Source organism: Pseudarthrobacter sp. LMD1-1-1.1 (genome assembly GCF_040676255.1).
Taxonomy (GTDB): Bacteria; Actinomycetota; Actinomycetes; order Actinomycetales; family Micrococcaceae; genus Arthrobacter.
The window spans coordinates 143,233-169,407 of record NZ_JBEGHP010000025.1; the positions used below are offsets into that span (position 1 = coordinate 143,233).

26 protein-coding genes are annotated in these 26,175 nt (G+C 65.3%); 12 read left to right on the forward strand and 14 right to left on the reverse strand.

Going from position 1 to position 26,175, the window contains the following annotated elements:
• Positions 1–290: 290 nt before the first annotated feature.
• The 4 genes from nrdH to nrdF all read left to right on the forward strand — a co-directional run bounded on the left by nrdH (position 291) and on the right by nrdF (position 4,761).
• Positions 291–536, forward strand: coding sequence for a glutaredoxin-like protein NrdH (gene nrdH / locus MRBLMD1_RS19380; RefSeq protein ID WP_013601222.1), 246 nt, complete (start codon positions 291–293; stop codon positions 534–536).
• Between the two features lie 104 nt (positions 537–640).
• On the forward strand, positions 641–1,111 hold the full coding sequence (gene nrdI, locus MRBLMD1_RS19385; protein ID WP_364402962.1) for a class Ib ribonucleoside-diphosphate reductase assembly flavoprotein NrdI: 471 nt from the start codon (positions 641–643) through the stop codon (positions 1,109–1,111).
• A gap of 20 nt (positions 1,112–1,131) precedes the next feature.
• A complete protein-coding gene (gene nrdE, locus MRBLMD1_RS19390; protein WP_364402965.1) occupies positions 1,132–3,252 on the forward strand; it encodes a class 1b ribonucleoside-diphosphate reductase subunit alpha in 2,121 nt (706 codons plus the stop codon).
• Positions 3,253–3,786: 534 nt separating this feature from the next.
• Entirely contained in the window at positions 3,787–4,761 is a 975-nt protein-coding gene (gene nrdF / locus MRBLMD1_RS19395; protein WP_159635439.1) for a class 1b ribonucleoside-diphosphate reductase subunit beta, read from the forward strand.
• 129 nt (positions 4,762–4,890) lie between these two features.
• Here the strand turns inward: nrdF and MRBLMD1_RS19400 are convergent, their stop codons facing one another.
• Positions 4,891–6,420, reverse strand: coding sequence for an HNH endonuclease signature motif containing protein (locus MRBLMD1_RS19400; RefSeq protein WP_159631831.1), 1,530 nt, complete (start codon positions 6,418–6,420; stop codon positions 4,891–4,893).
• A 218-nt stretch (positions 6,421–6,638) separates the two neighbouring features.
• Between MRBLMD1_RS19400 and MRBLMD1_RS19405 the strand changes: the two genes are divergently transcribed.
• From MRBLMD1_RS19405 to MRBLMD1_RS19415, 3 genes are all read left to right on the forward strand, one after another.
• A complete protein-coding gene (locus MRBLMD1_RS19405; protein WP_364402712.1) occupies positions 6,639–7,037 on the forward strand; it encodes an STAS/SEC14 domain-containing protein in 399 nt (132 codons plus the stop codon).
• Between the two features lie 302 nt (positions 7,038–7,339).
• Complete coding sequence (locus MRBLMD1_RS19410; protein WP_159631833.1) at positions 7,340–8,077, forward strand: PspA/IM30 family protein; 738 nt, start codon at positions 7,340–7,342, stop codon at positions 8,075–8,077.
• Between the two features lie 46 nt (positions 8,078–8,123).
• Positions 8,124–8,669 (forward strand): hypothetical protein, encoded by a 546-nt coding sequence (locus tag MRBLMD1_RS19415; protein WP_364402715.1) that lies wholly within the window; start codon positions 8,124–8,126, stop codon positions 8,667–8,669.
• A 24-nt stretch (positions 8,670–8,693) separates the two neighbouring features.
• Here MRBLMD1_RS19415 and MRBLMD1_RS19420 read toward each other — a convergent pair whose 3' ends face one another.
• The 8 genes from MRBLMD1_RS19420 to MRBLMD1_RS19455 form a co-directional block, all read right to left on the reverse strand.
• Positions 8,694–9,248, reverse strand: a complete 555-nt coding sequence (locus MRBLMD1_RS19420; RefSeq protein WP_159631835.1) for a DUF3090 domain-containing protein — start codon at positions 9,246–9,248, stop codon at positions 8,694–8,696.
• 56 nt (positions 9,249–9,304) lie between these two features.
• Entirely contained in the window at positions 9,305–9,790 is a 486-nt protein-coding gene (locus tag MRBLMD1_RS19425; RefSeq protein ID WP_224026214.1) for a hypothetical protein, read from the reverse strand.
• 42 nt (positions 9,791–9,832) lie between these two features.
• A complete protein-coding gene (locus tag MRBLMD1_RS19430; protein WP_364402718.1) occupies positions 9,833–10,333 on the reverse strand; it encodes a DUF2087 domain-containing protein in 501 nt (166 codons plus the stop codon).
• A gap of 196 nt (positions 10,334–10,529) precedes the next feature.
• Complete coding sequence (locus MRBLMD1_RS19435) at positions 10,530–11,477, reverse strand: alpha/beta fold hydrolase (RefSeq protein WP_159631837.1); 948 nt, start codon at positions 11,475–11,477, stop codon at positions 10,530–10,532.
• A gap of 23 nt (positions 11,478–11,500) precedes the next feature.
• The gene (locus MRBLMD1_RS19440) at positions 11,501–12,370 is read right to left on the reverse strand and encodes an HNH endonuclease (RefSeq protein ID WP_364402721.1); all 870 of its coding nucleotides are present in this window, start codon (positions 12,368–12,370) and stop codon (positions 11,501–11,503) included.
• Between the two features lie 51 nt (positions 12,371–12,421).
• The gene (locus MRBLMD1_RS19445; protein WP_159631839.1) at positions 12,422–12,616 is read right to left on the reverse strand and encodes a hypothetical protein; all 195 of its coding nucleotides are present in this window, start codon (positions 12,614–12,616) and stop codon (positions 12,422–12,424) included.
• Positions 12,613–13,155 carry a hypothetical protein gene (locus MRBLMD1_RS19450; protein ID WP_275180222.1) on the reverse strand — a complete coding sequence of 181 codons (543 nt, stop codon included), beginning with the start codon at positions 13,153–13,155 and terminating at the stop codon, positions 12,613–12,615. Before MRBLMD1_RS19450 ends, MRBLMD1_RS19445 begins: the two co-directional genes overlap by 4 nt.
• A 59-nt stretch (positions 13,156–13,214) precedes the next feature.
• Complete coding sequence (locus MRBLMD1_RS19455) at positions 13,215–14,063, reverse strand: universal stress protein (protein WP_364402725.1); 849 nt, start codon at positions 14,061–14,063, stop codon at positions 13,215–13,217.
• A 103-nt stretch (positions 14,064–14,166) separates the two neighbouring features.
• Between MRBLMD1_RS19455 and MRBLMD1_RS19460 the strand changes: the two genes are divergently transcribed.
• Positions 14,167–15,624 carry a DUF5129 domain-containing protein gene (locus MRBLMD1_RS19460; RefSeq protein ID WP_364402728.1) on the forward strand — a complete coding sequence of 486 codons (1,458 nt, stop codon included), beginning with the start codon at positions 14,167–14,169 and terminating at the stop codon, positions 15,622–15,624.
• A 121-nt stretch (positions 15,625–15,745) separates the two neighbouring features.
• Here the strand turns inward: MRBLMD1_RS19460 and MRBLMD1_RS19465 are convergent, their stop codons facing one another.
• From MRBLMD1_RS19465 to MRBLMD1_RS19480, 4 genes are all read right to left on the reverse strand, one after another.
• Entirely contained in the window at positions 15,746–16,018 is a 273-nt protein-coding gene (locus tag MRBLMD1_RS19465; protein ID WP_159631842.1) for a YegP family protein, read from the reverse strand.
• A 184-nt stretch (positions 16,019–16,202) separates the two neighbouring features.
• Positions 16,203–16,928, reverse strand: a complete 726-nt coding sequence (locus MRBLMD1_RS19470) for a DUF4386 family protein (protein ID WP_159631843.1) — start codon at positions 16,926–16,928, stop codon at positions 16,203–16,205.
• Between the two features lie 46 nt (positions 16,929–16,974).
• Positions 16,975–17,445: a GyrI-like domain-containing protein gene (locus MRBLMD1_RS19475; RefSeq protein WP_159631844.1), complete on the reverse strand. Its 471-nt coding sequence runs from the start codon at positions 17,443–17,445 to the stop codon at positions 16,975–16,977.
• A gap of 66 nt (positions 17,446–17,511) precedes the next feature.
• Complete coding sequence (locus MRBLMD1_RS19480) at positions 17,512–17,880, reverse strand: DUF5655 domain-containing protein (RefSeq protein WP_159631845.1); 369 nt, start codon at positions 17,878–17,880, stop codon at positions 17,512–17,514.
• A gap of 188 nt (positions 17,881–18,068) precedes the next feature.
• On the opposite strand from MRBLMD1_RS19480, the gene MRBLMD1_RS19485 reads away from it, so the two are divergent.
• From MRBLMD1_RS19485 to ppsA, 4 genes are all read left to right on the forward strand, one after another.
• A complete protein-coding gene (locus MRBLMD1_RS19485; RefSeq protein ID WP_364402734.1) occupies positions 18,069–20,000 on the forward strand; it encodes a heavy metal translocating P-type ATPase in 1,932 nt (643 codons plus the stop codon).
• Positions 20,001–20,112: 112 nt separating this feature from the next.
• Positions 20,113–20,574 carry a universal stress protein gene (locus MRBLMD1_RS19490; RefSeq protein ID WP_364402737.1) on the forward strand — a complete coding sequence of 154 codons (462 nt, stop codon included), beginning with the start codon at positions 20,113–20,115 and terminating at the stop codon, positions 20,572–20,574.
• Complete coding sequence (locus MRBLMD1_RS19495) at positions 20,571–23,126, forward strand: cation-translocating P-type ATPase (RefSeq protein WP_364402740.1); 2,556 nt, start codon at positions 20,571–20,573, stop codon at positions 23,124–23,126. Before MRBLMD1_RS19490 ends, MRBLMD1_RS19495 begins: the two co-directional genes overlap by 4 nt.
• 70 nt (positions 23,127–23,196) lie before the next feature.
• Positions 23,197–25,635: a phosphoenolpyruvate synthase gene (gene ppsA / locus MRBLMD1_RS19500; RefSeq protein WP_364402742.1), complete on the forward strand. Its 2,439-nt coding sequence runs from the start codon at positions 23,197–23,199 to the stop codon at positions 25,633–25,635.
• A gap of 109 nt (positions 25,636–25,744) precedes the next feature.
• Here ppsA and MRBLMD1_RS19505 read toward each other — a convergent pair whose 3' ends face one another.
• The gene (locus tag MRBLMD1_RS19505) at positions 25,745–26,167 is read right to left on the reverse strand and encodes an Hsp20/alpha crystallin family protein (RefSeq protein WP_159631850.1); all 423 of its coding nucleotides are present in this window, start codon (positions 26,165–26,167) and stop codon (positions 25,745–25,747) included.
• Positions 26,168–26,175: the final 8 nt, after the last annotated feature.

Here is a 26,175-nt window from a genome sequence, read left to right on the forward strand (position 1 = left end):
GACCTTTTTCCTTGTGGCCGGACGGCCGGGCGACACGCCGGGAATCACGACACGCGGACTGTGCATATGTGTTCAACCCCATCCACAGGGTGTGGACCCAGACCGCAAAAATCCCGGGATCCCGGGCATTTTTCCAGTCCCTGCCTGTGGATTAACGGTGCATTAAATGACATACTTGTAATACATCATCTTGGGGTTCCAAAGAGGCGTCTGCACTACATGTAGTATCTACATACAGCTGGACGGGGACACCGACCCAGCAGAAGAGTTCAACTAAGGGGACAGGGACAATGACCGTAACGGTTTACACGAAGCCTGCTTGTGTTCAGTGCAACGCCACTTACCGCGCGCTCGACAAGAAGGGCATCACCTACCAGAGCGTTGACATCTCCCAGGACGCCGAGGCACTCGAGCGCCTGAAGGCATTGGGCTACATGCAGGCTCCCGTTGTGGTCACCGACCAGGACCACTGGTCCGGCTTCCGCCCGGACAAGATCGAGGAACTCGCGCTGTCAGCCGTTTCCTCCGTGGCCTAGGAGCCACAGCTTTTCCTGCCGGCAACCATCAACCAGCTGAGGTGACTCCCATGGCAGCACCAACAGCACAGCGAAGCGCTTCGCAACACCACGCGGCTCAGCGCGTGGAGGTGTCCCCGCCGGCCACTTCGCACCACCAACCGGAGCAGGTCGTCACGGACAGCCCGCTCATCTACTTTTCCTCGGCATCCGAGAACACCAGCCGCTTCGTCGCGAAGCTTGGCCGGAAGGTGGCCCGGATCCCGTTGTATGCAAAGGACGCACCCCTCCTCGCCACCCGGCCGTTCGTGCTGGTTGTGCCAACCTACGGCGGCACCGGGGGAGAGGGGTCCGTTCCCAAGCAGGTCATCCGGTTCCTGAACAACCCGCAGAACAGGCAACTGCTCCGCGGCGTCATCGGCGCCGGCAACACAAACTTCGGGGAAAACTACTGCATGGCCGCGGACATCATTGCCTCCAAATGCCAGGTACCCCACCTTTATCGATTCGAACTTATGGGAACGCCGGAAGACGTCACCCGGGTCAACCAAGGATTGGACACGTTTTGGACACGACTGTCGCAGACACAGAAGTAACCAGGGCCCAGAAGCCTGAGATGCCCGCCGCCTACAAGGGCTTGGGTTACCACGAGCTGAACGCCATGCTGAACCTCTACGGCCCGAACGGCGAAATCCAGTTCGACGCCGACCGTGAGGCCGCCCACCAGTACTTCCTGCAGCACGTTAACAACAACACGGTGTTCTTCCACGACCTGGAAGAGAAACTCGACTACCTGGTGAAGAACCAGTACTACGAGCGCGAGACGCTGGACCAGTACACGATGAACTTCATCCGTGACCTGTTCAACCGTGCCTACAAGAAGAAGTTCCGCTTCGAGACCTTCCTGGGCGCCTTCAAGTTCTACACCTCCTACACGCTGAAGACGTTCGACGGCAAGCGCTTCCTGGAACGCTACGAAGACCGCGTCTGCATGGTGGCCCTGCACCTGGCGCGCGGCAACGAGCAGCTCGCCCTGCAGATGGTGGATGAGATCATCGACGGCCGCTTCCAGCCGGCCACCCCCACCTTCCTCAACGCAGGCAAGAAGCAGCGCGGCGAGCTGGTCTCCTGCTTCCTGCTCCGCATCGAAGACAACATGGAGTCGATCGGCCGCTCCATCAATTCCGCACTGCAGCTGTCCAAGCGCGGTGGCGGCGTGGCGTTCGCACTGACCAACATCCGCGAGGTGGGTGCGCCCATCAAGCAGATCGAGAACCAGTCCTCCGGCGTCATCCCCGTGATGAAGCTCCTCGAAGACAGCTTCTCCTACGCCAACCAGCTCGGTGCCCGCCAGGGTGCCGGCGCCGTGTACCTGCACGCGCACCACCCGGACATCTACCGCTTCCTGGACACCAAGCGCGAGAACGCGGACGAGAAGATCCGCATCAAGACCCTCTCGCTGGGCGTCGTCATCCCGGACATCACGTTCGAGCTGGCCAAGAAGGACGAGGACATGTACCTGTTCTCGCCCTACGACGTGGAGCGCGTCTACGGCATGCCCTTCTCCGACGTCTCGGTCACCGAGAAGTACTACGAGATGGTGGACGATTCCCGGATCAAGAAGACCAAGATCAAGGCGCGGGAGTTCTTCCAGACCCTCGCCGAGATCCAGTTCGAATCCGGCTACCCGTACATCATGTTCGAGGACACCGTGAACCGGGCCAACCCGATCGACGGCAAGATCATCATGTCCAACCTGTGCTCGGAAATCCTCCAGGTTTCCCAGCCCACCACGTACAACGATGACCTGTCCTACGACGAGACCGGCAAGGACATCTCCTGCAACCTGGGCTCGCTGAACATCGCCAAGACCATGGACTCGCCGGACTTCGGCCTGACCATCGAGACGGCCATCCGGTCCCTGTCCGCAGTGTCCGACATGTCCAACATCACCTCGGTGCCGTCCATCGCCAAGGGTAACGACCAGAGCCACGCCATTGGCCTGGGCCAGATGAACCTGCACGGCTACCTGGCCCGTGAGCGGGTCCACTACGGTTCCGAAGAGGGCCTGGACTTCACCAACATCTACTTCTACTCGGTGGTGTACCACGCCGTCCGCGCCTCCAACCTGCTGGCCATCGAAACCGGCCAGACGTTCGGCGGCTTCGAGAAGTCCAAGTACGCCTCCGGCGAGTTCTTCGACAAGTACACGGAGCAGGAGTGGGTGCCGCAGACCGCGAAGGTCCGCGAGCTCTTCAGGGACGTGCACATCCCCACGCAGGCGGACTGGCTGGCGCTGAAGGCCTCCGTCATGGAGCACGGCATCTACAACCAGAACCTGCAGGCTGTTCCGCCCACCGGTTCGATCTCCTACATCAACAACTCCACCTCCTCGATCCACCCGGTGGCGTCCAAGATCGAGATCCGCAAGGAAGGCAAGCTGGGCCGCGTTTACTACCCGGCACCGTACCTCACCAACGACAACCTGGAGTACTACCAGGACGCGTACGAAATCGGCTACGAGAAGGTCATCGACACCTACGCTGCCGCCACCCAGCACGTGGACCAGGGCCTGTCACTGACGCTGTTCTTCAAGGACACCGCCACCACGCGCGACATCAACAAGGCCCAGATCTACGCCTGGAAGAAGGGGATCAAGACCATCTACTACATCCGTCTCCGCCAGCTCGCGCTGGAAGGGACCGAGGTCGAGGGCTGCGTCTCCTGCATGCTGTAGCCCCGCTGGTCGAGCCTGGCGAGACCAAAGGTTGAGTACGACGGCGGGTGCCCGCCCGCCGTCGTAGGTAAGGTTTAAAAGCTATGAGGAGCCATGCTCGAACATGACTCCTCATATGTCCCGGAAAACGAGACGGCTCCAAAGTTGCACCTTGGACTGTTGAGTTTACATGAGTTTTGCACCGCCGCCAGGCGGTCCTCCTCCGGGGCGTAATTGCCTCGGAGGAGGTGATAATTATGGGTAGGACTGTAAACAGAAGCGCCGGTAGCGGCCGCTTCGTCAGTAATGCAGCAGCCGCTCGGTGGCCGTCGAAGACGACAACCGAGCGCGTAGGCAGCGGAACGTCTAATGCCAAGACCGTGAACCGGTCGGCGGCGTCGGGACAATTCGTCACCGATGCAGCGGCGAAGCGAAATCCTGGCGGGACGATAAGTCAGCGCGTGTAAGTGGGTTGGGGGCTGAGGCCTGCGGCCCGGCCCCCAACTCCAGGCCCAGGTGTACTGGTTCTGTCGGAAAATATAAGGCGAGGAAATGATGAGCGAAAAGGTCAAGCTGCTGAGCCACGTCGAGGCCATCAACTGGAACCGGATCCAGGACGACAAGGACGTGGATGTCTGGAACCGTCTGGTGAACAACTTCTGGCTGCCGGAGAAAGTGCCGCTGTCCAACGACGTCCAGTCGTGGAACACGCTGACCCCGGTCGAGCAGCAGCTCACCATGCGCGTGTTCACCGGGCTCACCCTGCTGGACACCATCCAGGGCACTGTGGGCGCCGTTTCCCTGATTCCGGATGCGCTGACCCCGCACGAAGAGGCCGTCTACACGAACATCGCGTTCATGGAGTCCGTCCACGCCAAGAGCTACTCCTCGATCTTCTCCACCCTCGCCTCCACCAAGGAGATCGACGAGGCGTTCCGCTGGTCCACCGAGAACGAGAACCTTCAGAAGAAGGCCCAGATCGTCATGGACTACTACCAGGGCGACGACCCCCTGAAGCGGAAGGTGGCCTCCACCCTGCTGGAGAGCTTCCTGTTCTACTCGGGCTTCTACCTGCCGATGTACTGGTCCTCGCGCGCCAAGCTCACGAACACGGCCGACCTGATCCGCCTGATCATCCGCGACGAAGCCGTGCACGGCTACTACATCGGCTACAAGTTCCAGCGCGCCCTGGAAACCGTGTCCGAGGAACGCCGCCAGGAAATCAAGGACTACACGTTCGAGCTGCTCTTCGAACTGTACGAGAACGAGGTCCAGTACACTCACGACCTGTACGACGGCGTGGGCCTGGCCGAGGACGTCAAGAAGTTCCTGCACTACAATGCCAACAAGGCCCTGATGAACCTGGGCTACGAGGCGATGTTCCCGGCATCCGTCACCGACGTGAACCCGGCCATCCTCTCGGCTCTGTCCCCGAACGCTGACGAGAACCACGACTTCTTCTCCGGCTCCGGCTCGTCCTACGTGATCGGCAAGGCCGTGAACACCGAAGACGAGGACTGGGACTTCTAACTGGTTATTTCGATACGCAGGCCGGCGGCACATTCTGTACTGTGACAGCCGGTTTCAATGGACCCCGCACGCTTTGCGCGGGGTCCATTGCGCTTCCCGGGCGGCACGAACCGACAGCACACGTTGAGCTCACCGCGCGGCGAGGTACGCAGCCAGGCAGTCCTCTCCGAGGGACCGCGGCAGGCGGAAGTAGTCCACTGTGCCTTTGCCCGCTGGCATCATTGAGTTGCTGCCTGGTTGAGCCAGGATGCCAGCGCGCGCCTGCGGCGGCGAAGGCAACTTCGGTGGCTCCCAGTCCTGGTGCTCACTCTTGTAATTGCGCCCGGAGGGCGAAACCCAGCCGGGCGGCACATTCTTTGACGCCGCCGTCGGCCGCCACCGGCTGGTGTGCCGCAACCGATGGTGCTTGGGACATGGCTGTCCCAGGTTGCTGATTCCAGTGGTCCCGCCCTGGTGCCAGGCGAGCAGATGATCTGCTTCGTTGTCCAAAGAACTGTTGTTGCAGCCGGGGAAGGGACACTTGCCGTCCCGCAAACGCAGCCACCGCCGCATGGCCTTGGTGAGCCGGTAGCTGGTGCGGCCTATTTCCAGCGGGGCGCCGTCCCGGGGATCCACAAGCACGCGGTAAAACGAAGCAGCTCCGTTGGCTACGAGATCCCGTGCCATGGCAGCCGGGATGGGGCCATAACCGTCCAGCATCGCTGGTTCGTCCGTGGCACCGAGGAGGGAAAATACCGGGACGGTGACCAGGACTTCGGCGCGGGGAACGGGGATGTCAGCAAGCCCCTTCGACGCGGTACCGGCGTCGTCAGTTCCCGCGGACCCGCCGCAGCAACCGGTGCAGCCGCTGCCCCCGCGGAGGGCCGTAGCGGCGAAAAGATCCGCGCGAAGTTGGGTGAGGGTGCGCTCCTCGTTGGGTCCCTGGAAGCCCCGGGCAATAGCGGTGTAGCGGTTCCAGATGGCCGTAGCCTTGTCTGCCGGCAGGTATGCGGACAAGCGTGCCATGCCGTCCTGCTCCGGAGCGAACTCGAGGCACCTCTCCGTCACGCTCTTTGCGTGCCGTATTTCGATGCTGTCCGGATGGTTGCGTTCGCGCCAGACCCGGGCCTTGCGCCGGAGGCGGTATGCGGGCATCTCCCCTGCGGGGCAACCGCGGGCAGCGTCCGGCGCGTCCGGGTCGAGGAAGTGGGCCTCCAACGCGGTCGCGGCGTCAGGGTTGAGGGTGGCGGCCTCCTCCACCATGACGCGGGCGTGCTGCCACGACATAGTTCCAGCCTTGAGTGCTTCCATAGTCCGGGGCAGCGAGGTCGTGAGCGCGTAGGACTGTGCCAGAAGTGCACCGGCGGCACGGTCGCCGATGGCCAGGAGGCAGCCTACCTCCGCGGCGATGGCCATTTCCTGCGCCTGCACCGGGATGTCCGGGGGAGCGATAGACCGCGCTGACTCCGCGAACGTGGCCACAGCCTCGGCCTTCAGTGCGGCGACACGGGCCTCGGTCCGAGCCAGTCCGGCCAGGATGTCCAGGCATTCGTCGGCGCCGGCGGCCAAGGGATCGTTGGCTGCGGGCGCTCCGCATGCGGCTTTGGCTACCTCGCCACGGACCACGGCAAGGGCGGCGTCGATCGCCTCAAATGCCTCTGCCACCGCGTCCCGTCCCATGTACTAATGATGAAGGGAGGGTCTGACAATTTGAGCGGGTAGTGGACTGCACCGGAAGTTTTCGCTACTACCCCCGGATAGTCGTTGCCCATAGGCTATGTGAGCAGATGAAAGGGGTGTCGCTCAGTAGCCCACGGCGTGTGGGTCCGTTCTGCTGCAAAGGCGACGCCGTTCAGCTACGGTCAGGAGCTGCGCTGCACTTCCACGACAGGGGACACATGAGCACAGTGGACATCAAAGGCAAGGCGACGCTGGAGTTGTCCGATGGAGTCCTTCGCTTGAGCTGGAAGCAGGGAACCTACGTAGGCATCGACGTGGCCAACGCCGCCCTCGCGGCCATCTCCTCCTTGGCCCAGGGCACCAGGTTGCCGATGCTGGTCGAAATCCACGGTGTGACCCACTCTGCGGCCGCTCGAAAAGTCTTTCCCGACGCAGCCAGCATTTCGCGTATGGCATTGCTGGGTTCCTCTCCCGTTGATCGCGTCATCGGCATGTTCCGCCTCCCCCTGGCACCGACGGGATTCCCGGTCAGGTATTTCACGTCTCGGGACAAGGCAATGGCGTGGCTGCTTGAAGACTCGGAGGAGGAAGCCACGGACGTGGACGACACTGACTGATCGCAGTTCCCATCCAGGCAACTCCCGCGGGGAACGCCTGCCGATCCGCAGCCATGGGCACGGGGCCGGCGGCGGATTGGGGGGGCTGCATCCGGTCTCGGGATGCTCCGGCCGCCGGCCCTGGCTCGATGTGCAGACCCTGCCCCAGCGGCAGGATCTTGACCTCAACGATAGGACCCGTCACTGAACGGCAACCCACGATGGGCACAAGGTTCGCTCAAGAGTGGCTCTGGCATTACCACTGGTTTTTGGATGACGGCGGTCAGATAGGATGCGAATTCCATCAACGATAGAAAGACCCCGTGAAGCAGAGTATTTTCGCCCGCGTTGCCCAGCTCGCCAAGGCCAACCTGAACACCCTCCTGGACTCAGCCGAAAACCCGCAGAAGATGTTGGACCAGATGATCCGGGATTACTCGGAGAACATCCGCGAAGCCGAGGCCGCCGCGGCGCAGACAATCGGCAACCTCCGGATGGCCGAAGACGACTACACCCGGGCAGTGAACGACGCGAACACCTGGGGCAGCAAGGCCGTAGCCGCCTCACGCAAGGCCGATGAGTTCCGTGCCGCCGGCAACAACGCGGACGCCGACAAGTTTGACGCCCTGGCCAGGCTCGCCCTCAGCCGGCAAATGACCGCCGAATCAATGGCCAAGTCCCAGGCGCCCACCTTGGCCGCGCAGAACCAGGCTGTCGACCAACTGAAGAACGGCCTGGACCTGATGCGGGCCAAGCTCCGGGAACTGACCGTAAAGCGCAACGAACTCGTTAACCGTGCCCGGGTCGCCGCCACCCAGTCCCAGGTCAACGACGCCCTCAAAGCCCTGGGCGGTGGAGACCCGACATCGGCGATCGGCCGTTACGAAGACAACGTCCGGCGCCAGGAAGCCACCGTCCGCGGCCAGCAGGAACTCGCATCCTCCTCCCTTGAGGCCCAGTTCGCATCACTGGAGGACCTCGGAGAGCAGACCGAAGTGGAAGCCCGGCTGGCGGCCCTCAAAGCGGGTGACCGGAAGGCCCCCGGCTCCCGGGATGGGTGAGGATGGAGCCGTAGCTGCTGGAAGATTCTGCCCCTAGGATGGCGCCATGAGGAAGTGGGGCGAGATGCATCCCGCGCTCCGTGCCGTTCTGGTTGGCGCACTCGCTTGTGCCGTCATTCTGGCAGCAGGACTTATCGCCGGGGGAAGCCCCGACGACGCCATCGCGAACGCCGTCTTCTACGCGCTGATGGTCGGTGGCGGCGTGTTCTTCCTGACGAAGCGGTTCCCGACCACGGCGGAGAAGCTTGATGAGCACGGCGACCTGGTCGTCTTCCTGCGATTCCCCGATTCATCGCCGGGCTCGTTGAGCAGCATCTGGCAGATGGGGATTGCCAGGCCGGGAGCCAGGCGGATCGATTTCCAGCCCATCGTCGACGACACGCTGATCCCCAGTGGCCGCAGCAAGGCTCTCACCGGGCTGGGGACATCAGGCGTTCCGGTGCGGAAAGTTAACCGTCACGACAATCAACAGGGCGTGCCGTTGGACTTCCGGATCCTCACCCTGGACTCAGACGGCGGCGTCATAGAAATCGCAGCCGGCCCGGCTAACCTCCAGAAACTCGAGCACGCCGTCGAGTCCGCGTCGCCGTAGCCTGTGGCTGGCAGATCGCCGGAATCATAGCTCAGGAGGAGTACAGGCATGCCCGTCGGCGTCGATCGGGTTTCCGCAGAGCGGGCAAAGGGGCCGCCCGGCGCCCACCACTTCACGTGTGCGCTTGGTGAAGGCGCGGGCTGTCCCTACTGGCATCCGCACCAACAGCATTTCGGGAGCCTCGGCCCCGTCCTCGCCAACGGACTCGTCGTCTGGATCAACATCGGCATCGGAGAGGGGATAGGCCTCAATCACCACCTGCGCCGTCGCTGGGTCCCAGCCCAGGCCCATGGCACCGGTCCGGAACTGCTCCTCAACAGCCTCAAGCGGATCGTTGTCGACCAGCTCAATGGGCGTGCCGGTGGGGACGCTGAACGGGTTCCCTTCGAGGGTGATGAGTTGGTCGAGAATTTCATCGATCTTCTCGGCGAGCAGGGCAGATTGCTGCTTCTCCATGGCGATGCTCACCAGCTGCGCCCCCGCGCGTACCTGCAAGTAGAACGTGCGCGCACCCGGAGCTCCGACGGTGCCGATGACGACCCGATCCGGCCAGGCAAACTCGTGAACAAGTGTAGGCATGTGAGTATTTTAGGGGAGATGGCGTGCGCGGCGGGTTTGCCCTGCCGCACGGGAGTTCACGGAGCGCGCAAGTGAGCCAGCACCAGCCCGATAGGTATGCTGACGGCGATCACCACCAGCAGGGCCCGGTATCCCCACGAAAACCAACCGGACGTTGGGCCCCGGCCCTGAACGGTCCGGAACATCAATGCCAGCGAAACAACCAGCAGCGCCCCGCCGGCATCAACAACCCACGGGTTGCCGGTCAATGTCCCGCCAATGACGGCCGCAGAGGCGCCGTTCCAGGCCACCAGCTCCGCAACTGCTTTCCACCCCACAAAGCGTTGCGGGGCCAGGAAGTACTGGGCAATGCCCAAAGCACCCTGTGCCACTCCTCCGACGAGCACCAGGTACGCAGCGGCCCACGACCCATGCTCAAGACGGAGCGGACCGGTGACTGCCGCAACCAACCCGCCCGCCACAACGCACAACAGCGCGACCGCGCCGAAAGCCACGGCCCCCTTCATAGTGCCTCCCGGCATCACACGTGACGAGTCGCTCATGCGCTCCAAGCTACTGCACTGCTTCAAAGGGCACGGCGCCGGCTACTCCATCAATGAATAGGTTGAGCCCGTGCGCGTGCGCTGCAAAAGGCCGAAGTCGACCAGGTAGCGGCGCAGCAGGACGACGTCGTCGGTATAGCTGAGCAGCCGCTCATTGACTTGCCGCTCCGTCAGCGTTTCGCCAGGTTCGACGATCTCGTTGGCGATCCTTGCCAGCAGGGCCCGCCGCTCGGCAACGTTCGCAGGGTATCGCTCGATCCGCCCCAGCCGCATGAACCTGTCCAGCCCAGTCCTCGGCTGCCGGCGCGGCTGCTGGGCCAGCAGGTCGCGGAAAATCGAGTCCACTGCCACCAGCCCACCCGATGCCTGCTGTTGCACCAGCCCCGACTCAGTCAGTGCTGCGAGCGCCCGCACCCGCCGCTGTTCCTTCACCCCAGGCAGGACGTCCTTGGCCGCCGCACCCAGCACAATCTGAGCGTAGGCAATCCTCGCATCGGCATTGCCCAGTGCTGCCAGCACCCGCCGCCAATGCGGGCCGTTCATTCCTGTGCCTCCCGCCACCTCGGTTTTCTCCTCTTCACGTACTCACACCCAGGCATTGGAGTGTGCCGCAAAATCCTAGCCCTGGTGCCGTGGTCCCGGGAAGCGGTGGTGAGGTGGATCTGTACCGATGCCCTGTCCGCAGGGTTCGCCCTGGCAGCACCGAAGGAGGCACCGGAGCGGGCATCCCGGAAGCGCGTTACGCGTCCCCGTCCTTGGCGTACAGGGCCAGGAGATCGCGGCTGAACTCGTGCGGGGATGTTTCGCACGGACTGTGCCCACCGCGGTACACCCCTATCCGCGCCCGGATTGCCTGGGCGAACAGCCGGTGCAGCCGGAGCGGCCACAGGTCATGTTCACCCACCGCCACGAACTTGGGAAGCGGCGCCTCCGCCAATGCGGCCCGAAGGTCCGGGACGTTCTGCATCAGGGTGTAGATATCGCGGACGGAGGCGCGGCGGGTGAAGCGGAAGCGGTAGTTGACGAACCGTTGCCGTCCCGGCGGTACATGGGCCACCCTGCCGCTCCGGATTCCCCAGATCAGCAGGGCAGCGCCGGCGCGACCGTTCACCCAGGTGCTGAACCGGCCAATACGGCTCACGCCCCGGAAGCTCTGGCCCGGTTCCGGCGGGCACCCCAGGAACGTGATGGACCGGAACAGTTCGGGCCGCTGCACGTAGGCAAGCTGGGCGATGATGCCCGCGAAGGAATAGGCCACGATGTGGGCCGGGGTGGTTGTGGTTTCCAGGACGGCCAGGAAGTCATCCACGAACAACCGGTAGTCGTAATGCTTCCGGGGCGGCACCAGGTTCTCGGGGCCGGCGCCGGCTGACTGGTATTGGCCCGCCAGGTCGTAGGTCAGCGCGTAGTAGCCGGCTTCGGTGAGGTCCGGCATCATGAGCGAGAAATCCTCTTTCGAGCCCGTGGCACCGGGTATTAGTACGACGGAGGGATCTTCCGGATTTCCCAAGGCCATGGCGGCCAGCTTTCCGCTGGGAACGTCGATCGTGAACTGCACGGCGCCCAGTGGCGGGACCGACCAATCGACGTCGCCCAACCCGGCATCCAGCAGTGCCGCTGCATCTACCTGGGCAGAACCGAACTCCTCGGGGTCAACCCCGTACTCTTTCCGGCCCGGCTCCGCCATGGTCCCAAGATAGTCCAGCAACGCTACATCTGGCCGCCCTCGAGGATCCGCCGCGCATCCTCCTGCGCCCGGAGTGCCACGTCCGTGACCACCTCACCCTTCACATGCCCGGCCGCGGAGATGATGCTCCGGAGTTCGGTTACGGTCAGGGGCGGACTGGTGCTGTGCGCCACGGCATGGCAGTTGTGGCAGAGCGGAACGAGGTCGGCAACGGGGTCAAGCTGATAAGGGCCGTCAAGCATGGATGGGGGAGCCAGGTGGTGGACGCCCATCACCCCCGTCCCCGCCCCGCTGTAGGCGGACTCGAAAGAGAAGCCGCAGGAGGCGCACGACGTGCCATGGAAGGCCAGGCAGGCCCGGCGCGCATCGGGGTCCCGCTCGTAGCGGCTCACCTGGATGGTGCTGACGGCCTCCGGCGGGAGGGTCCCGCCCGCCACCTCGGCAGGGTCCGCCGTGGATGGCCCGTGGTCCCGCCACAGCCGGCGCAGTACAGGCACGGACGACGGCGGCAGGGTCACCAGGGGCGGGCCCTTCACCCTGGCACGGAGGTCATTGGGAAGGGCCCCGCCCAGGATGCCGGGACGGATCTGCTCGCCGAGCGGCAGGAGTGAATCCAAAGCGAGCGCGAAGGACCAGCCATCGAGGACGGCATCCACACCGGCGGCAGCCTGATACGGCTCGGATGTCACGAACCCGTGGCCGATCAGGCCGCTCGCGGCGTCATTGCTGCCCTCCAGGAGGAGCCAGGCCTCGGTTCCCGGACTGACGTCAGGACGGAAGCCGGTGTGCCAGCGGTCCAGGAAGATTCCGGACCCGGATACCTGCGCGACGGCGGCACGGTAGTTCCAGCGGCGCAGTGTGTTGGCGTCGCAGCCGAGAATTACAGCAGCCACTGTCCACCAAACCCCGCCATGCGTCGTCGACCCCCACGCACTGAAGGCGGGTTAGATCGGTTCCTTGGCGAGTGCCTTGGTCTTTGCGGGCGTCTCGCGCCCCAGGCGTTCATCCAGGGTGACGCGCAGCCGTGCGGCGGCAACCTGGACACGGTGCTCGGCAGGGGAGGCCTTTTTCGTGGCGGGCTTGGCAGCGCTGTTCCGGGGAGCGTGGACAAACCGGTGTTCAGGCGACGTGGCGCTCATGGTCCAACCTCCTTGGTACTGTCTTCATCCGTCGTTCCATTCTCGCCTAAGTTGCCGCGGCCGTCCACGAACGCCGGTTCCTGCCCGGAGCCGGCGTCAGCCTCAGCCTCGTCGCCGTTGTCGTCGCCGTTTTCGTCTCCGGACACGCTCTTCCAAGCAATGTCGAACAGCTCGAGCTCCTCGTTGCGGGCCAGTTCGCTCCGGGCCAGGACTTCCAGCGTCGCCAGCCCCAGCGCCTTGGTCCCTTCATCGGGGTCGAGTGCCCGGTCCAGCGCCCACTGGGTCCGTCGCCACCACTCGGCCCGGCTGTCCGACTCGGTCTTCTGCTGAAGGGCGTTGGCGTCCGCCTCGCGCTTCTGCTCCAGCGCTGTTTTGTCGGCGGCCGTGCGCTGCTTCAGCGTGCGCCAGTTGATGTAAAAGGCCAGCAACGCGGCGATGAGGACTGCCAGGGGTCCGAGGCCGGCCAGGATGACCCACCAGTCCGCCGGGCCGGAATGGACCACGACATCCAACGGGCCGGGGGAGGGAACAGGGGTCACCCGACCAGCTTAGGCCGCACTGCGGCCGGCAGCCGGGTCGACACCCGCAGTCCGTTGCATCAGCCGCCGTGCCGTGAGACGAGGACAGGTCCGCGGGCGTGGTGCAAAACGGCGTGTGCGGTTGAACCGATGGTCTCCCTGAGGATGCCCCGGCCCTGGGACCCCACCACCACCATCCGCGCTTCCCCGGCGGCTTTGAGGATGGCGTGCGGGACCGACGTGTCCGCAAGTACTTCACCATCCACGCGCACGAGGGGCGCTTTGGCCGTTGCGCGGTTCAGTGCGGACGCCAGGACTTCCCGGGCTTCGGCGGCGTCCCGTCCTTCAGGCAGTTGATAGCCTGCGGGCTCGTGCCGGACGTGGACCACCTTGAGGGGTGCCTGCCATGCCGACGCCAGGGCGCATGCACCATCCAGTGCCGCCGGGGAACCCGAGGCATCGACGGCGGCGACGACCGGACCGTCCGGGTGGAGTTCCGGCCGGATCACGGCAACAGGGCAGGTGGCGGTGGCTGCCAGTTCCAGGCTCACGGAGCCCACCAGGAGGCCCAGGAAGCCGCCCAGGCCGCGGCTGCCCACCACGAGCATCCGTTCACCTGCGGAAATTTCGGCCAGAAGCTGCGCGGGCAATCCGTGCAGCAGGGTGCTCCTGACCTGAAGCCCGGGTACCTCCGCGGTGGCCACCGCCACGCCCTCCTCAAGGATGGACCTGGCCGACTGTTCCAGGCCGCTGCCCGACACGCCCGGGACCGGACCGAGGTGCCGGGTCAGCAGCGGCCACAGCGAACAGTGCACCACATGGAGGGAGGAGTCGGTGGCGTGTGCGCAGCGTGCCGCCCATCGGACGGCGGCGGCAGCCTCATCCGACCCGTCAAAGCCGGCCACAATGGACCCTGACTCCTGCGTCACGTCTCAGCGCTCCTGACCATCACGATCTTCACCGGCGGGACCTTCGGCCCTTTGGCGGGCCTGCTCGTTGGTTTCATCCTGATTCTAGGCAGTGGGGAGGGACATGGGCAGCATGGTGCGCCGGATCGTGTTGATGGTGCTCGCCCTGGCTGCCCTGCTGGTGGGGGCGGCCGCGCCAGCCACCGCTGTAGCGCCGGTGGCCGTCATTGTGGAGGACACGGCAGGGGTGCTCGACCAGAACACCCTGGTGCCCGCCGTCGAACGCATCCAGTTCTACGAGCCCACCCGCGTTGCCGTCTTCACCTACAACGGCAAGGCGGAGGACAACCTCAATGAAGAGGTCCTGAAATTTGCGCGGTCCAGGCATCCTGAGTGGATCAGCCCCGACGGCCAAAAATGGGCCGACGGACTGTTCATCTTCGCGCTCGACCCCGTGGGCCGGCATGTGGGAACGTACATGGGCGAGGACCGGAAGGTGTCGCTCGAGCAACGCAGTGACATCCAGGACGCCTCCAAGGAACTCTTCCGCGACGCCCAGTGGACGGACGGAACAGTGGCCGGCATCCGCCGCGGCGCAGAGCTCATCAACCAGCCCTGGTACCGCTCCGCGGCCTTTCTGGTCACCGCCTGGGTTACCGCGGGAACCGCGGCGCTGGGCGCAGCCGCATGGCTGATTGTCCGCGCCGTGACCAGGACCGGATGCCGAAAGCAGATAGAACGCGGGGACCGCAGCTACTCCAACGTGAGCACGGACCTGGACGTCACGGAACTGAATGCCGGAACCATACCCGAGTCATCCCGCTACGGCAGTCAGGTCCTGGAGAAACACCGCACGTTCCTTAGCCGCTATGCCACCGTTACGCAGCTTTCCAACCAGGTGCACGCACTGGGCAGGCGGGCCTTGAGCAGCCGGAAGAACCTCAAGCTTGCCCGGCAGTTCGCGGACAGCGCCGCCGAGCTGGATGCCCTGGATGACGTCATCGCGGACAGCAACGCCTTCCTGAACCGCGCCGACACTTGGCCAACGGCCTGGGACCGGCAGTTGGCCCCGTTCCGCAAGGACCTGGCCGGACTGGAGCAGCTCCTGGCCAAACGCCACGGGCAGGGGGACTCGGCAACGGCTGCCGCACTGCGGTCCTTCCGCGACGAAAGCCTGCGGGAGATCGAGCAGTGGACCGCCGAACTGGCCGACCGGCGGATTAGCCCGGAAGAGGCCCTGGACCGGCTCTATACGGCGCGTTCCCGGCTGTCCGAGCTGCTGGAGAACCATGCCGAAACGGTCATTCAGGGATTCGCCAGGAACGACCGCGAAGCACGCCTGATGCGCGAACAAATGGAGACGGCCCATGAGGGCACGGACCACCGCAGGCAGCGGACTTACGAACCGAGCATCCTTGGCACGGTGTACCCGTCCTACACGTTCTTCTCCGTGGCCACGTTCAACTCCGGCTTCAATACCGGGGTCAGCAGCGTCAATTCCGCCAGGGGCGGCGGCAGCACCACCGGTTATGGCAGCAGCGGTGGCAGCTTTTCCGGCTCCGGCAGCTCATCAGGCTTCTAGCGCAGCGGATACACAGCGCTGGCGGACACGCAGTAGTGGGGCCCGTCGTTGGACGTGCCCCCACTGCCTGAATGCCTGGCCTGACCGGCGGGTTCCGCCGTCGGCTCTCTACGGCCCGGATCTAGGCGGCGCCGAGGGAGTTGAGCCTGCGGGTCCCGCGGCGGACGGTGTAGCGCGGGTGCGGCGGGGTAGCGAGGAGAACGTTTGGCGGAGGTGGCGCTACGTCCTGGATCAGGCCGGTACCTGCACACTCCCGTACTTCCTCGATGGCGGCCGCCGCCGCATGCTTGTCCGTGAACTGTCCGGAAACCGCCAGCACATGTCCATCGGGCATCACAAGCCGGAACCGAATCTGTGAATCATCATCGACAAACAGTTCGAACGTACCTGCCATAAGCCTTGTTCTCCTCAATCGTCCTGCCTCCATTGGTGAGGCTGCATGCCATGCCGGCAACGGCACGGCAAAACCCAGGGCGCACTACCCCATCGTGGTGCGCCTTTCGACCTAAACCACCATCTCAGAGGCCACGCGCCGGCTTTTAGGGACCAAGGTCCCTGATCACAGGTGCCCCGGGAAGTCAGGCCGTCACCCGGGACAAACGGATCAAGGCAACTCCGGTGGCAATGAACCACGCCCACAACAAGATGCCGTACCCCCAATAGAAGCCTGGGACTGCGTGGCGAAGGACCTCGCTGGCCACCCCCAGGGCACCGGTGGCGATGCCCAGCCATGCCAGATATCGCGGGAAAGATGCCTTGCCGGGCGTAAGCATCGCCAGTCCCATCAGCAGGATCCCAAGGGCGGAGAGGACGCCAACGATGGCCGGGGTGTTGTTCTCGGCGATGATTGCTTCGGCGGCGGTGGCATAGGCCCTGCGTTCCTCCTCGGTCCCGGCGGCCACGAAGCGGTCGCTGAGATAGACCAGGTTGAGGGAGCCCCGGCTGCTGACCGGAACGGCAAGCAGCAGCGCCCACGGCAGTGCACCAAAGACCAGTGCTATCAAGGGCAGGCTTTTCCGGTAGGCCGAGAGGGCCACGTAGAGGGCTGCGAAAACAAGCACGGGGAAGATGTTGGGCAGGATCCACAGGATCTGCTCGGCCACATAGCTGGCCTTGTTCGACGCGATGAACTCAAGGGTGGCCGCTCCGCCGTAAACGGGCGGGGGAGTCATGAAATCAATCACCAGGGCAGTGATCAGCAGAAACACAAACAGGATCGACGACGCCCCCGCGACGAGGAAGAGGAGCTTCCAGCCCTGTCGGTGCCCAGCGTGGCCAGTGGCGGCGCTGGCGGGACCTGGCACTATCCCTCCACGGTTCCGGCGGATTCCGGTGCGACTAATCCGGGCCTCAGGCGACCGGCCAGACCACCCTGGTTTGCCAGGTGGCAGGATCCGGCTGCTGTTCCGGATCGGTCAAGTAGTACTCCCACATGGAGTCGGCGGGGGAGGCGCCGTCGGCTTCGATGCTCTTCCTGATCGCATCGTACGTGGTGCCCAGCGTGTCGTACGGGCCCGTGTGGATGGCTTCGAAGGCATCCGTATCGGGAAGCGTGCTGCTGGCCACCTCACCGGTGCCGTGGAAATTCCCGGCGACCGGGAACCCGGCTTCGACGTCCACCGTTTCGCCCGGCATGCCGTGATACAGCGCGAACGGCGGCCCGGCCGGGCTGGCGCCCTGCATCTGGACCGCGGCCATCACGGCACCGAAGGCCCGGCCAAAGAAACCGGTCAGTGCATCCATGGGAACACGTTCGCGGACCACGGCGACGGGTTGTTCGGTGATGTGGATCTTTTGCGGCTGCTGGCCATTCTCAGTCATGCCATCAGCCTTGCCATCCGCGCCGGGAAGTGACAGAGCCATAGGACCCTAGGGTGACGCCCCTGATCAGCCGGCTGCCTCGTACGCTTCAAGCATCCAGCCGCGGACCTCGGCATCGAGCTGCCTGCCGTCTGTGAGCTCCAGGTGGTGCATCCAGGTTCCGGGTGCCGGGTGGACGACCTGCTTGAAGCGCGGTGAGTCCAAGGCGCGGGGCAAGGCAAGGGACAGCACCAGTGGAACCGCGGATTTTACGTAGACCCCCGGCCGCCAGAGGTAGGCATACCCGCGGCGCCGGCGAAAAGAGACTTGGCTCTTGCTGACCCGGACCTCATGGGGACCCAGTTCCGCTGCCATCTGCTCCGCTGCCTGGTAAAGCGCCAGGGCCGCCGGGGCGCCGTCGAAAAACCGCTCCACCGTCCAGGGCACGGCATTCATGATGGGCTCCGGTTGTGCGTACGGATCAGGGCGCCTTCAACTCTCTCCCGGGACCCAGCGCCGGGGAAGTGCCAAAAGTCATGCCGCAGGGGTGGGCGGGGCCAAATGCCCTACCCCGGTTGACAGGATCAGGGTAGGTTCGCCTCTATGTGCGATGACCGTTTCCATCCCCTGCCGAAGTGTCGCGGATGAGGAAGCAGGCCGCCCCGCCTGCGGCAACCCGTGGGAGCGCCGGCAGCTTTGACGACGAGGGACCTGCCCGCTCGCCCGTCGAAAAGGCCAGGGGCTTCGTCCGGCGGTATCCCGTCGTCGCCCTCACCTGCCTGGTGCTCGCGGCCACCCTGGTGCTGCTGCCGTTCAACCTGGAACTCCAGGTCCGCGTGCTCGCGTCGGCCTACGCGGCCGTCATTGTGGTGGTACGGGCGGCCGGCATGGTCCGGTCGTTGCGGGAAGGACGTTGGGGGATCGACCTCCTGGCCCTGATGGCGATCGCCAGCACGGTAGTGGTGGGCGAGTATCTCGCCGCGCTGGTGGTCATCCTGATGCTCACGGGCGGCGAAGCGCTGGAAAACTTTGCCCAGGGACGGGCCGCGCGTGAACTGCGGTCCCTGCTGGACCGGGCCCCGCGTTTTGCCCACCGCGAGGGGTCGGGTGCCGTACTCGAGGAGACCCCGATCGGTGATGTGGCCCCGGGAGACGTCCTTGTGGTCCGGCCTTCCGAGCTGGTGCCCGTTGACGGTGAACTCCTGTCCGATTCAGCCAGCCTCGACGAATCATCGCTCACCGGCGAAAGCCTGCCCGTGGAACGCACCAGGGGGCAGGCACTGCTCAGCGGCGCGGTAAACGGAGTGGCCGCCATCCGCATGCGTGCATCGGCCAGCGCGGCCGACTCCCAATACAGCCGGATCATCGCCTTGGTCGAGGAAGCGTCCAACAGCCGCGCGCCGGTGGTCCGCCTGGCCGACCGCTATGCCGTTCCCTTCACCCTCCTGGCGCTGGCGATGGCCGGGACAGCCTGGTTCCTGTCCGGCGAGCCGCTCCGCTTCGCCCAGGTCCTGGTGGTGGCAACGCCCTGCCCGCTCCTCATTGCCGCCCCTGTGGCCTTTCTTGCCGGCACCAGCCAGGCCGCCCACAAAGGCATCATCATCAAGAACACGCGGACCCTCGAGCAACTTGCGAAGGCACAAACGGCGGTCTTCGACAAGACCGGAACGCTCACGTCAGGGCACCCCGTCCTGGACGACATCCAGCTGGTCCCGGGCTACGGCGAAGCCCTGGGGAGCCGAAGGATCCTGCAGCTGGCCGCCTCCGCTGAGCAGTACTCCTCGCACGTGCTGGCAGGCTCCGTGATTGAAGCCGCCAAGGCCGCCGGCCTTGGACTGCTGACGGTGCAACAGGCGACGGAGAGCGCCACCCACGGCGTGGACGCCGTTTGCGACGGGCAGCGGGTGGTGGTGGGGAAAGCAGGGCTGGTGCGGAGTTCATCAACCGGATTCCGGGAGGCAGCCGTGCGCAGCGGCCAGCTGGCTGTCCACGTGGCGGTGGACGGCCAGTACGCCGGCGCACTGATCATGAAGGACCCGTTGCGCCGCAACGCCGTGGACACCCTGGCCCGCCTGTACAGCCTGGGTGTCCGGAACACCATGCTCCTGACCGGTGATGCCCACGCCACGGCTGCGCACATCGCCGAGGAAGCGGGCATCGGCCGGGTCCAGGCCGAATGTCTTCCGGAGGACAAGGTCAACACGGTGGCCGGCATCCAGGAACGGCCCGTCCTGATGGTGGGCGACGGCGTCAACGATGCCCCCGTCCTGGCTGCGGCGGACGTGGGGATCGCCATGGGCGCCAAGGGGGCCACCGCCGCAAGTGAGTCCGCTGACGTGGTGGTCATGCTCGACGACGTCTCGAAAGTTGCGCAGGCCGTCGCCATTGGAAAGCGGACAGTGGCAGTGGCCCTGGTAAGCATCTGGACAGGAATCGGACTCAGCCTGGTACTGATGGCCATCGCCATGACGGGATACATTCCAGCCGTCGCCGGCGCCCTCCTGCAGGAGCTGGTGGATTTGGCAACCATCCTGAACGGCCTGCGGGCACTGCACGGTGCCGAGCCCAAGAGATAAGGCCAAACCTAAAAGACAACGCCGATCAGCGCGGCAGCATGCCCCCAGCGGTGCCGCCCGGCATGACCTTTGGCCCTTCCCACCGTAATTCCCAGCCGGGATCGTGGTGTCCATGAATGCAGAAACAGGGGCCAAGCCTGTCATTGTGGGTGTCGACGGTTCTGAATACTCCTCCGCTGCCCTTCGCTACGCGGGCATGCTGGCAGCCCGGCTCGGCACGAGGCTGGAAGTCATCTCATGCGTTGGGATGCCGGACTACCTGGTGATGTCGCGTCTTGAAGGGGCGGACCGGCAGTTCACCGCCAGGCTTGAGGATGCTGCAGGGCGCCTGGTCGAGGACGCCCTGGGCCGGGCCTTTACCGCGGAACGGCCGGAAAACATCGACGTCACCATCAAGTTCGAGCCGCCGGCAAAGGTGCTGGTGGAGGAGAGCCGGCGTGCGCAGATGCTGGTGGTTGGCAGGCACGGCGAGGGCGGACTGCTGAAATCGTCCATGGGCTCCGTCAGCAAGGCCTGCGCTGCCCACTCCAACTGCCCGGTGCTGCTGGTAGGGCAGGAGGCGGACGCTGTGTGAGGGCCGCGGAGGGCCTGAGCTCTGAACGGGCGGCGGAACTCCTGAGGCAGGCCGGCCCCAACCAGCTTCCGACGGAAAAACCGGTATCCCAGTGGCGGAAGCTCTGGGGGGAGATGACGCATTTCTTCGCCCTCATGCTCTGGTGCGCCGCCGGGCTGGCCTTTATTGCGGACATGCCCCAACTGGCGGTGGCGATTATCGTCGTCGTCATAGTCAATGGGGTGTTCGCCCACATCCAGCAGGAACGAGCCCAGCACGCCGCCGCAAAGCTGCGGGGACTGCTGCCCGCCGACGTGGTGGTCCGCCGGGACGGGAAAGCGCGCAAGGTCCACGCCAGTGAACTGGTGGTGGGGGATGTGGTGCTGCTGGCTGCCGGCGACCGTGTGCCGGCAGACATGGTCCTCCTGACCGCCTCGGCCTGCGCGGTGGACGAATCGATGCTGACCGGAGAAAGCGAGCCGGTACCGAAAGCCCCAGGCGGCCAGGCGTGGGGCGGCACCTTCCTGGTTAATGGCTACGGGGAGGCGACCGTTTCCGCGACTGGTGCCGGCACCAGGCTGGCAGGAATCGCCGCCCTCACCAGCGGAGCGGTTGCACCGCCCACACCGCTGTCCATGGAACTGCGGCGGATTGTCCGGGTGACGGCCGGCATGGCATTGGGCATCGCCGCTGTCTTCTTCCTGGCATCGCTGCTGGTGGGTTTCCAGTGGCGCGATTCGTTTCTGTTCTCCATTGGCGTTGCCGTAGCTCTGGTGCCGGAAGGACTCCTGCCCACCGTCACGCTGTCCCTGGCCATGGGCGCCCAACGCATGGCATCGCGCAAGGGACTGGTGCGCAACCTGGAGGCCGTGGAAACCCTGGGCTCGACCACTTTCATCTGCACCGACAAGACCGGGACCCTCACGCAGAACCGGATGAACGCCGTCGAGGTCTTCACACCGGAAGGGTCCATCCAGGTGACAGGCGAGGGGTATGCCCCGGAGGCGCAGATCGAGGGCCGGGGCGTGGAGAAGGCAGCCCAGGCTGCGCTCGCCGCCCGGACCGCCTCACAGGGCCGCGCTGAATTGCACGACGGGCAATGGCGTGCCCAGGGTGACCCGATGGAAGCGGCCATGGACGCCCTTGCCCGCAGGCTGACCGGTAGGGTGTCCGCTCCTGTACCGTCGCGGAGGCTGCCATTCGACCCGGTGCGGCGCAGGGAATCGGCAATCGTGGGTCCCGACCTGTACTGCAAAGGCGCCCCCGAAACCGTCCTTCCGGTGTGCGGATCCGTGCCCGGACCGGTCAAGGAACAGGTGGAGGTGATGGCGAGACGCGGCCTGCGGGTCATCGCGGTGGCCCGGCGGCGGCTTGGGGGAACCCCTGAAACATGGCACTCCGCGTCAGCAGCGGAGCTCGAAACGGGCATGGAACTCCTGGGCCTGATCGGGCTGCAGGACCCGCCGCGGCCGGACGTTGGGGACGTGATCCGCACCGCGCGGCAGGCAGGGCTGCGGGTAGCCATGATCACCGGCGACCATCCTGCCACCGCGGCGGCAATTGCCCGGCAGATCGGCCTGACCGGGACACCCGAATACGTTCTGGAAGGCGCAGACCTCCCGGACGACGACCAGGTGCTCGGAGCACTCCTGGACCGTGACGGAGTGGTGGTCAGCAGGGTCTCACCCGAGCAAAAGCTTCGCGTCGCCAAGGCCCTGCAGTCCCGCGGGCACGTGGTGGCCATGACCGGCGACGGCGTCAACGACGGCCCGGCACTGCGCGAAGCCGACATCGGGGTGGCCATGGGCCTGAGCGGAACCGACGTGGCCCGCGAAGCCGCGGACCTGGTCCTCCTCGATGACCACTTCGGCACCATTGTGGCCGCCATCGAACAAGGCCGGGCAACCTACGCCAACATCCACAGGTTCCTCACCTACCACCTCACCGACAACGTGGCCGAACTGACCCCCTTCGTCATCTGGGCGCTCTCCGGCGGCCACTTCCCGCTTGCCCTGGGCGTCCTTCAAATCCTTGCCCTGGACATCGGCACCGACCTCCTGCCTGCGCTGGCCCTGGGCGCTGAGCCGCCAGGCAGACGCGTGCTGGCCCGTCCGCCTGAACGCAGGCACCTGATGGACCGGCGCTTGATCATCCGGGTCTTCTGCATCCTGGGCCCGGTGGAAGCCGCCGTGGAAATGGCAGTGTTCTCAGCTGTCCTGGCCGGTGGCGGCTGGACCCGGGGGCAGGTACCTGCGGCGCCCCTGCTGATGGCCGCGTCCGGTGCCGCCTTCACCGCCGTCGTTCTGGGACAGCTCGCCAACGCCTTCGCGTGCCGGAGCGCTACGGTGCCCCCCTGGAAGCTGGGCTGGGGCACGAACAAGCTGCTGGTGTGGGCTGTGCTGGCTGAAGCGGCCATCCTTGCCGTGTGCCTGTACGTGCCTTCCCTCGCCGCATTGCTGGGCCAGGCCCCGCCACCCGCGGAAGGCCTCCTCCTTGCACTCCTCGCAGCCCCGGCGGTCCTGCTTGCGGACTGGAGCCATAAATCAGTCCGGGGGCGGCTGCGCCGCATCTAGGCGTTGCCGGCCGCCGCCGCCGGGACCAAAGCCTCTGACTGCCCCTGCTGCCCCGGGCAAGAATCAAGCCATGAGCGCCTCCGCAGAAACGTCCCTGGCCAACGTCAACGTGATGTGGATAGAAGACACCGGGATCGCGGACATCCCCTCGGTGGGAGGAAAGAACGCTTCCCTCGGGGAGCTCAGCCGGGCACTGAAGTCCGCCGGTGTCAGGGTTCCTGAAGGGTTCGCCACCACGGCCTCCGCCTACCGCGCGTTCCTCGCCGCCAACAACCTGGAACCCCGGATCCGGAAACACATCGAGGACCAGCGGGCCGGGCGGTCGACACTTCGCCAGGCCGGGGCGGCAATCCGCGAACTGTTCCTGCAGGCCACCTTCCCGGAGGACATCGCCGACGGCATCCAGGAACATTACCGGGCCCTGTGCCAACGCGCCGGACAGGCTGAGGCCGCTGTTGCGGTCCGCAGCAGCGCCACGGCCGAGGATCTGCCGGACGCCAGCTTCGCCGGCCAGCAGGAAACGTTCCTGAACGTGGCAGGGGAACGCGGCGTCCTGGAGGCATGCCGGCGCTGCTACGCCTCCCTGTTCACGGACCGGGCCATCAGCTACCGCGAAATGAAGGGCTATGACCACCTGGACGTTGCCCTGTCCGTGGGGGTCCAGCGGATGGTCCGCTCGGACCTCGGGGCGTCCGGGGTGATGTTCTCGATCGACACGGAATCTGGTTTTCCCGGCGTGGTGGTCATCAGCGCCGCCTGGGGGCTGGGGGAGACCGTGGTCCAGGGGACCATCAACCCGGACAAGTACCAGGTGTTCAAGCCGCTCCTGGCGGATCAGCGCTTCAGCCCGGTCATCGAGCGGGAACTGGGTGCAAAGGAACGCAAGATGGTTTACAGCCAGGGAGGGGATGCGCGGACCCGGACGGTCGAGACCACCGGGCGGGAACAGCGCTCGCTGGTGCTGGACGACCGGGAGATTGTCCTGCTGGCCCGCTGGGCGGTGGCGGTGGAGGACCACTACGGGCGTCCGATGGACATGGAATGGGCCAAGGACGGGATCACCGGCGAACTCTTCATGGTCCAGGCAAGGCCGGAAACGGTCCAGGCCCGCCGCAGCACCTCCACCTTCCGGACCTACCACCTGGACCGGGCCGGCCGGGTGCTGGTAACCGGTGCCGCGATCGGTGACTCCATTGCCCGCGGCCAGGCCTGCGTAGTCAGGGATGCGAAGGACATCGAATCCTTTGTGGACGGCTCAGTCCTGGTTACCCGCATGACTGACCCGGACTGGGTGCCCGTGATGAAGCGGGCCGCGGGGATCATCACCGACCATGGCGGCCCAACCAGCCACGCCGCGATCGTCAGCCGCGAACTGGGGGTACCCGCCGTCGTGGGGACGCGCAACGCCACCGAAGTACTTCCCGACGGCGCCCAGGTCACCTTGTCCTGCGCGGAAGGGGAGGAGGGCCACGTCTACGAGGGGCTGCTCGAATTTTCGGTGGAGGAAGTGGACATGCAGGCACTTCCCGCCACCCGCACGGCCGTGATGATCAACATCGCCAGCCCGGCTGCCGCGTTCAAATGGTGGCGCCTGCCCGCGGCCGGCGTGGGCCTGGCCCGGATGGAGTTCATCATCAACAACCTGATCCGGGTCCACCCCATGGCCCTGGTCCATCCGGAAAGGGTGGCGGACCCGGAAGAGGCGGCACTGATCCGGAAGCTCACCAGCGGCTACCAGGACCCCCAGGAGTACTTCATTGACGTCCTGGCCACGGGCATCGCCAAAATCGCCGCACCGTTCCATCCCAAGCCTGTGATTGTGCGGCTCAGCGACTTCAAGAGCAATGAGTACAGCCACCTGATCGGCGGCAGCGCGTTTGAGCGCCCGGAGGAAAACCCGATGCTGGGGTTCCGCGGGGCGTCCCGCTACTACAGCAGCCACTACCGGGAGGGGTTCGCCCTGGAGTGCAGGGCCATCAAACGGGTACGGGAACAGGCCGGGTTCAGCAACGTCATTGTCATGGTGCCCTTCTGCCGCACGGTGCGGGAAGCGGACCAGGTCATCCAGGCCATGGAAGAGCACGGTCTGGTGCGCGGCGTGGACGGGCTGCAGCTGTACATGATGTGCGAGATCCCTGCCAACGTGGTCCTGGCGGAGGAATTCGCCAAGCGCTTTGACGGCTTCTCCATCGGGTCCAACGACCTCACCCAGCTGGTGCTTGGCGTGGACCGCGACTCGGAGGAGCTTGCCGGACTGTTCGATGAGCGGGATCCGGCGGTGATGTCCATGATGGGCCAGGCGATCAGCAAGGCCCACGCCGCCGGCATCAAAATCGGCATCTGCGGGCAGGGGCCAAGCAACCATCCGGACCTGGCGGAGTTCCTGGTCAGCCAGGGGATCGATTCGGTGTCCCTGAACCCTGATACCTACGTAAAAACGTTGCCCGTCATTGCAGCGGCGGAGGCCGCCGCTGACAGGGTCCGGGCGGCTGGCCGGCCGTCGCCGTGAAAGTGCCCGGCTGAAAGTGCGAGGCTGAAGATGCCGGGCTGAGGTGCCTGGCACCTCAAGGGATGGTCCCCTCAGGGAGCCAGGCACCGGCGTCGTACCCTGGCTGTCCTCAACCCCTGCTGATGGGGATCTTCGACGCCGCGGCTGCCTGTCCCTGGTCCGGCATGGGCGCCCGGACTTCAAGGACGCCGTCCTTGTAGGAGGCGGTGACGTCACCCTGCTGGACGCCGCCGGGAAGGGGAATCCGCCGGACGAAGGACCCGTACCGGAACTCGGACCGGTAGCCGTCCTTGTCCTTTTGCTCCTTCTTCTCCTGCCGCTCCGCCTTGATGGACAGCACGCCGTCGGAAACCGTCACGTCGACGTCCTTTTCCGGATCGATGCCGGGCAGTTCAGCGCGCACCACGAGTGTGTTGCCGTCCACCATCTCCTCAACCCGGATGGCCGAAGAACCCACGTCGCCTTCGAAAAGCCTTTCGATGACATCCATCGGGGAACGGCGGCTTTCGAACCATTTCATCAGGTCAGTCATTGTTGCCT

Bases quoted from the DNA above. Each gene is read 5' to 3' on its own strand.
- MRBLMD1_RS19490 (WP_364402737.1), top strand. From the start codon at position 20,113: ATGAATGCAGAAACAGGGGCCAAGCCTGTCATTGTGGGTGTCGACGGT.
- MRBLMD1_RS19485 (WP_364402734.1), top strand. From the start codon at position 18,069: ATGAGGAAGCAGGCCGCCCCGCCTGCGGCAACCCGTGGGAGCGCCGGC.
- MRBLMD1_RS19480 (WP_159631845.1), bottom strand. From the start codon at position 17,880: ATGAATGCCGTGCCCTGGACGGTGGAGCGGTTTTTCGACGGCGCCCCG.
- nrdH (WP_013601222.1), top strand. From the start codon at position 291: ATGACCGTAACGGTTTACACGAAGCCTGCTTGTGTTCAGTGCAACGCC.
- MRBLMD1_RS19420 (WP_159631835.1), bottom strand. From the start codon at position 9,248: ATGCCTACACTTGTTCACGAGTTTGCCTGGCCGGATCGGGTCGTCATC.
- MRBLMD1_RS19405 (WP_364402712.1), top strand. From the start codon at position 6,639: ATGAGCACAGTGGACATCAAAGGCAAGGCGACGCTGGAGTTGTCCGAT.
- nrdE (WP_364402965.1), top strand. From the start codon at position 1,132: ATGCCCGCCGCCTACAAGGGCTTGGGTTACCACGAGCTGAACGCCATG.
- nrdF (WP_159635439.1), top strand. From the start codon at position 3,787: ATGAGCGAAAAGGTCAAGCTGCTGAGCCACGTCGAGGCCATCAACTGG.
- MRBLMD1_RS19445 (WP_159631839.1), bottom strand. From the start codon at position 12,616: ATGAGCGCCACGTCGCCTGAACACCGGTTTGTCCACGCTCCCCGGAAC.
- MRBLMD1_RS19435 (WP_159631837.1), bottom strand. From the start codon at position 11,477: ATGGCGGAGCCGGGCCGGAAAGAGTACGGGGTTGACCCCGAGGAGTTC.
- ppsA (WP_364402742.1), top strand. From the start codon at position 23,197: ATGAGCGCCTCCGCAGAAACGTCCCTGGCCAACGTCAACGTGATGTGG.
- MRBLMD1_RS19400 (WP_159631831.1), bottom strand. From the start codon at position 6,420: ATGGGACGGGACGCGGTGGCAGAGGCATTTGAGGCGATCGACGCCGCC.
- MRBLMD1_RS19505 (WP_159631850.1), bottom strand. From the start codon at position 26,167: ATGACTGACCTGATGAAATGGTTCGAAAGCCGCCGTTCCCCGATGGAT.
- MRBLMD1_RS19460 (WP_364402728.1), top strand. From the start codon at position 14,167: ATGGGCAGCATGGTGCGCCGGATCGTGTTGATGGTGCTCGCCCTGGCT.
- MRBLMD1_RS19465 (WP_159631842.1), bottom strand. From the start codon at position 16,018: ATGGCAGGTACGTTCGAACTGTTTGTCGATGATGATTCACAGATTCGG.
- MRBLMD1_RS19475 (WP_159631844.1), bottom strand. From the start codon at position 17,445: ATGACTGAGAATGGCCAGCAGCCGCAAAAGATCCACATCACCGAACAA.
- MRBLMD1_RS19425 (WP_224026214.1), bottom strand. From the start codon at position 9,790: ATGAGCGACTCGTCACGTGTGATGCCGGGAGGCACTATGAAGGGGGCC.
- MRBLMD1_RS19430 (WP_364402718.1), bottom strand. From the start codon at position 10,333: ATGAACGGCCCGCATTGGCGGCGGGTGCTGGCAGCACTGGGCAATGCC.
- MRBLMD1_RS19415 (WP_364402715.1), top strand. From the start codon at position 8,124: ATGAGGAAGTGGGGCGAGATGCATCCCGCGCTCCGTGCCGTTCTGGTT.